6 protein-coding genes and 1 pseudogene are annotated in these 4937 nt (G+C 66.4%); 3 read left to right on the top strand and 4 right to left on the bottom strand.

Features of this window, described 5'->3' with window-relative positions:
- On the bottom strand, positions 1–387 hold a 387-nt coding region (locus CCL05_RS32975), incomplete at its 3' end, for a dihydrofolate reductase family protein (RefSeq protein WP_167409660.1).
- A gap of 233 nt (positions 388–620) precedes the next feature.
- Here CCL05_RS32975 and CCL05_RS32970 point away from each other — a divergent pair.
- On the top strand, positions 621–1256 hold the full coding sequence (locus CCL05_RS32970) for a DUF2461 domain-containing protein (protein ID WP_030523627.1): 636 nt from the start codon (positions 621–623) through the stop codon (positions 1254–1256).
- A gap of 150 nt (positions 1257–1406) precedes the next feature.
- On the opposite strand, the gene CCL05_RS32965 is transcribed toward CCL05_RS32970, so the two are convergent.
- Together CCL05_RS32965 and CCL05_RS32960 are read right to left on the bottom strand one after the other, a co-directional pair.
- Positions 1407–1622 (bottom strand): RDD family protein, encoded by a 216-nt coding sequence (locus CCL05_RS32965; protein ID WP_030523626.1) that lies wholly within the window; start codon positions 1620–1622, stop codon positions 1407–1409.
- Between the two features lie 450 nt (positions 1623–2072).
- Positions 2073–2543, bottom strand: coding sequence for a hypothetical protein (locus CCL05_RS32960; RefSeq protein WP_030523625.1), 471 nt, complete (start codon positions 2541–2543; stop codon positions 2073–2075).
- A 247-nt stretch (positions 2544–2790) separates the two neighbouring features.
- Here CCL05_RS32960 and CCL05_RS32955 point away from each other — a divergent pair, with 247 nt between their 5' ends.
- Positions 2791–3222, top strand: coding sequence for a pyridoxamine 5'-phosphate oxidase family protein (locus CCL05_RS32955; RefSeq protein WP_030523624.1), 432 nt, complete (start codon positions 2791–2793; stop codon positions 3220–3222).
- 63 nt (positions 3223–3285) lie between these two features.
- A pseudogene (locus tag CCL05_RS47630) lies at positions 3286–4100 on the top strand (AAC(3) family N-acetyltransferase).
- A 91-nt stretch (positions 4101–4191) separates the two neighbouring features.
- On the opposite strand, the gene CCL05_RS32945 reads toward CCL05_RS47630, so the two are convergent.
- A complete protein-coding gene (locus CCL05_RS32945; protein ID WP_174561207.1) occupies positions 4192–4779 on the bottom strand; it encodes an MOSC domain-containing protein in 588 nt (195 codons plus the stop codon).
- Positions 4780–4937: the final 158 nt, after the last annotated feature.

The raw sequence follows: 4937 nt of genomic DNA, 5'->3' as shown, positions 1-4937 counted from the left end.
GAGGCTGCCGATCGTGCTGAGGAGCCCCGAGCCAGTCGACTTCATGGCGCGGACCGCCTCGACGGCGTCATCGCGGACGAGCGTGGAGTTGGCCCACGTCAGTGGCTCCTCGAGTGAGGAGGAGAACACCACCTTGGACGCTTGCGTGAGCTCGTCGACGGACGCCTCTTCTTCGGGCCTGAACTCGTCTTGGCCATTCGGGACCTCGCCTGCGGCGAAGCCCGACATCAGGCGGTAGGTGTTCGCTCCCATCAGGTAGGTGGCCTCGGGCTGCTCGCCGAGCCATGCGAGGTACTCCGGGCCCTCCAGGCCCCAGAACCCGGGCCATCCCTCTCCCGATGCGTGGCCGTCGAGGGAGGTGATGAAGTCGACCAGAAGCTCCGACATGGCGGTGTCCTTTCCTCGGGTGTCACGAGCTTGGACCGGCCGGGAGCCACAAACTCATCGGCCGCGCTGTGGGGTAACAGTCGCCGAGGAGCCGGAGCACGACTCACCCGAGACCCGCGCCGAGGACATGCCTCCCGCGGACGCGGCGGGCATGAAGATTCACGACGCACCCGAGAATTGACCGGTCGACTCCCCGTCGTCCCGCTCGTACGGCGGGCGATAGATTCGACGGTATGAGCGAGTTCGCGGGATTCCCGATCGCGGGGCCGGACTTCTACGAGGATCTCGAGGCCGATAACTCGAAGACGTTCTGGACCGCCAACAAGCACATCTACGAGGACGCCGTGAAACGGCCGATGACCGCGCTGAGCTCCGATCTCGAGCCGGACTTCGGCCCGGTCAAGATCTTCCGTCCTTACCGCGACGTACGGTTCTCCAGGGACAAATCACCGTACAAGACCCATCAGGGCGCCGTCGCGCACACCGCGCCGGGGGTCGGCTGGTACGTCCAGATCGGCGCACCCGGGTTGTTCGTCGCCGGTGGCCTCTACTCGGCCTCGCCGGAACAGCTGTCCCGCCTGCGCGCCACCCTGGACGACGACGTGCGCGGCGCCGAGTTCGAGAAGATTCTGGACAAGCTCGTCCAGGAGGGCTACGTCCTCGGTGGCAGCAAGCTGAAGACGCGCCCCAAGGGCTATCCACTCGACCACCCGCGCATCGACCTGCTGCGGCACAAATCGCTCGTGGTCAGCCGGGAGTTCGGCACCCCGGGCTGGCTGAAAACACCGCGCGCCGCCACGGAGGTCCGCACGTCGTGGGAGACTCTGCGGCCTATCGTGGGGTGGCTCGGGGCCGTCGTCGGCAACTGAGTCCGCAGCCGGGCCGCACAGCAGTCACCCCGGTTCTCGGGCACCGGCCGACCGCCGGAGCCCCGGTACGGCTCACCATGACAGCCACGCCGCACACCGAGCGCGCTGGATCACCGGATCAGAGACGTAACGCGTACCGGCAGGTTGCGGTCAGCTCGAGACGGTGAGAATCTCCAGCGCGCCGAAGATACCGATGAACCACTGCTTGATCAGCTGCCCCAGCGTTGGATAGCTGCCGTCCTCGCGCCGCAGCCGGAGCCCGAAAACGAGTTTGCCGAGCGTGGTCCGGATCAGTCTCTGGATGAATGTGCGGTGGATGAACGAGACGGCGACAGGGCGAGAATGCCCGACATGATCGGATTCCACGGTGGCTCCGGGGAATGGTCGAAGCTGTACCACACCGCCACGCCCACGGGTCGGGCGCCGGATTTGCCGCCGGCACGGATCTTGTGCCGCATGGGGTTCGGCTCGGTCTTGCTCAGTCCTACTGGTGGGCGTTCCGCTCTGGCGTTGCCGCGGTGATTTGGCGGAGTGTTCGTTTCGTCAGAGCGCAAGACTGGAACTCCTACTGTCCGAAAGCGGTTGCGGGAAGGTCACCGACATCGCCATCTCGAGGACCATCCGGCGGTATTACGGCCCAGCTTCGGCGTCCGCGGTCGAGAACTCCACCACGGCGATCGCGGTGCCGTCCGCGGACGGCACGGTTGCCTCGATTCGGAACACCTCCGGACCAACTCCGGGGCAGGCGGACATCGGTCACGGACATCGCCGACGCCGAAACCGTACTACCCCGGCCTGCGGCGGGTTCCTGTTCGTTCAGATGTTCAGGAACTCCAGATGGACGATTCGGGTCTGCGTGTCACGCTCGTCGACCATGACCTTGCGGAAAACAAGGCTCCCCGACGGGGACGTGATGTTGTCGCGGGCGTAGAGCAGCTTCGGCGATGAGTTCGGATCAGGTCCGGCGATCGTGGAAATGGACAATGCGTGCCCGGGCCCGAGCGGGGTGGTATAGCCGGAGTTCTCCAGCATCCACACCAGATCGGGCGGCGTCATCTCGACGGCCAGCCGGAACCGGGGCTCGCGTCCGGCTTCCTTCTTCACCAGAAGGACCTTCCCGCCGGCCGGAAGAGTCCACCCACCGTATTCGGTCGCCTCACGGATGAGCTCCGGGCCGGTCCCGGTTTCGGTATCTGCTTCCGTTGCACGATCGACGGACTCGGCGCATCCCGGCCCTGTCAGCGCGACCAGCAGGAGAATGCAGGCGAGGATGCCGCGCAGTACCACCGGGAGCGCCCTCGGCGGCCCGCTGTCATCGAGTCGGATCGGTGCGGTCCCCCGTCCTGCTGTCCGGTGGGTCCGGAAAATCGATAGCGCCATTGGTGGGTACGACCCCCTCGTAGTGTTGGACCGACGAAGTTCCGAACATATTGAATTCTTCGGCATATCCCGCGGTGTGTAAGCCGCCCATCCGTTCCCAGCGTCATGCGCTGCCCGTGGGAAGAGAGCCACCGACCGGCCGGTTACATGCTGTATGCCGAAACCCTTCACCGAAGCCGAACGCCAGGAGTTTCTCGCGGGCAAGCACATAGCCGTGCTGTCCGTCGCGGCGGCCGATGGACGGCCGCCTGCCTCGGTCCCGATCTGGTACGACTACGTCCCGGGCGGTGATATCAGGGTCAATACCGGCGCGAACCGGCGCAAAGCCAGGCTCATCCAGGAAGCCGGTGTGGTGACCTTGGTCGTCCAGCGCGAAGAGCTGCCGTATCAGTACGTCATCGTCGAGGGCACCGTCGTCGGTGCCGAGACCCCATCCCCTCATGCGGCGCGGGAAGCCATCGCCGTCCGCTATCTCGGTCCCGAAGGCGGACGCGAGTTCGCCGATAAGATGGACGGCGCCCAATCCGTCCTGTTCACGATTCGCCCCGACCGCTGGATCAGCCAGGACTACTCGAGCGACTTCTGACCAGTACTGTCAGCTCACGCCGGGCCGGATATTCCATCTCGCGACCGAGTTGAGGAGCGCCCCATGTCAGCATCGCGGCCACCACAGGCGCCGCCCGGCCAAACCCGCCCTCACACGCGGACCTCCCTTGCGGAGGATCTGCGAACGCTCGGGCTGCGGAGCGGCGACCTCGTCCTGGTACACGCGAGCTTGAAGTCGCTGGGGTGGGTGTCCGGTGGCGCCGTCGCCGTCATCCAGGCACTGCAGGACACACTCACCCCGTCGGGCACGCTCGTTGTCCCGACACATACGCCGGGCCTGACCGATCCCGCGAGATGGCAGAACCCTCCGGTACCCCCGGAATGGGTGCCGGAGGTGCGGGCCAGTTTGCCGGCCTTCGATCCCGTGCGGACTCCCAGCGAGTGGATGGGCGCGGTTGCCGAGACATTTCGCACTGGCCGGAGGTGCAGCGGAGTCACCACCCCCACGTCTCGTTCGCCGCATGGGGCGCCGATGCGGCGGCGATCGTCGGCGGCCACGAGTTGAGCATGTCGCTCGGCGAGGGATCGCCGCTGGCACGCCTGTACGACCGCCACGCACGGGTGTTGTTGATCGGCACGAACAACTGCACGAGCCTGCACCTCGCGGAGGTTCGCGCCGGTACGGGGACCGTGATAACCCAAGGCGCTCCGCTCGTCCGCGACGGGCAACGGCAGTGGGCGCGATTCTCGGACCTGGATTACGACGACACCCATTTCGTCGACGTGCTCGACGAGTTCGCGGCAGCACAACCGGCCGACACCAGGACCGGACGGCTCGGTTCATCGGTCGCGCGATTGCTGGAACAGCGACCCTTGATCGACTACGCCACCGGCGCCCTACGCAGCAGGATCAGTTGATCCCGTGGAGGCTTGGTCTGCAGTTCACTTATTCGAGCGGGAGCGATGCCGCCGGGAGCACTACGTCCCGGCCCACAACAAGGGCGCGTTCCTAGACCGGTTGAAGTGGCCTGTGTAGTCCGGTGGGCGGTTCGACGATGATGTCGTCGCCGGGCAGGACCCGGCCCCCGGTCAGGACGATCGACATGATCCCGGCTCTGCGGATCACCGCCCCCTGCTCGTCGCGCCCGACCACGCGCTCGAGCACACCCCGCCGGAAGCGGTCGATCTGGACGCACGGGTTACGCAGACCTGTCACCTCGACCACCGCTTCGGCACCGAGCCGCAGGAGCGTGCCGGTGGGCAGACCGAGCAGATCCACACCACGCGTGGTGACGTTCTCGCCGAGTTCTCCCGGCCGCACGTCGAATCCGGCCGCCCGGAGGTCGTCGAACAGTTCGGAGTGGATGAGGTGGACCTGTCGCAGGTTCGGTGCGCTCGGATCGCGCGCTACCCGGGACCGATGTTTGACGGTGACGCCCTGATGGGCATCACCCTCCACCCCGTGCCCGGCGACAAGATCGATGCTCGCGACGGTGGGTTTGGTGAAGGTGTGCTCCCGACTGCGGCCGACGGCCGTCACGATTGCTCTCACTTGCCGCGACTGTACTCGCGTCACTGGTCCGCAGCCCGGACACATTCGATACCGCCATGTGCATCGAGGCAGCCTCGGCCACCCGCGTCAGTGGCCGGTCCGCTGCAACTCGACGACGGGGATGACGCGGTCGGTCTTGCGCTGGTACTCACCGAACTGGGGCTGCACGGCGACCTGCTTGGCGTAGATCTCGTCGCGCTCGG

Origin of the sequence: Streptomyces africanus (assembly GCF_002150735.1) — a bacterium.
GTDB classification, from domain to species: domain Bacteria; phylum Actinomycetota; class Actinomycetes; order Streptomycetales; family Streptomycetaceae; genus Streptomyces; species Streptomyces africanus.
Note: the sequence above shows the minus strand (reverse complement) of the source record. Positions and strands in the feature narration are given on the sequence as shown.

Bases quoted from the DNA above. Each gene is read 5' to 3' on its own strand.
- CCL05_RS32955 (WP_030523624.1), top strand. From the start codon at position 2,791: ATGCCGAAACCCTTCACCGAAGCCGAACGCCAGGAGTTTCTCGCGGGC.
- CCL05_RS32945 (WP_174561207.1), bottom strand. From the start codon at position 4,779: ATGTGTCCGGGCTGCGGACCAGTGACGCGAGTACAGTCGCGGCAAGTG.
- CCL05_RS32970 (WP_030523627.1), top strand. From the start codon at position 621: ATGAGCGAGTTCGCGGGATTCCCGATCGCGGGGCCGGACTTCTACGAG.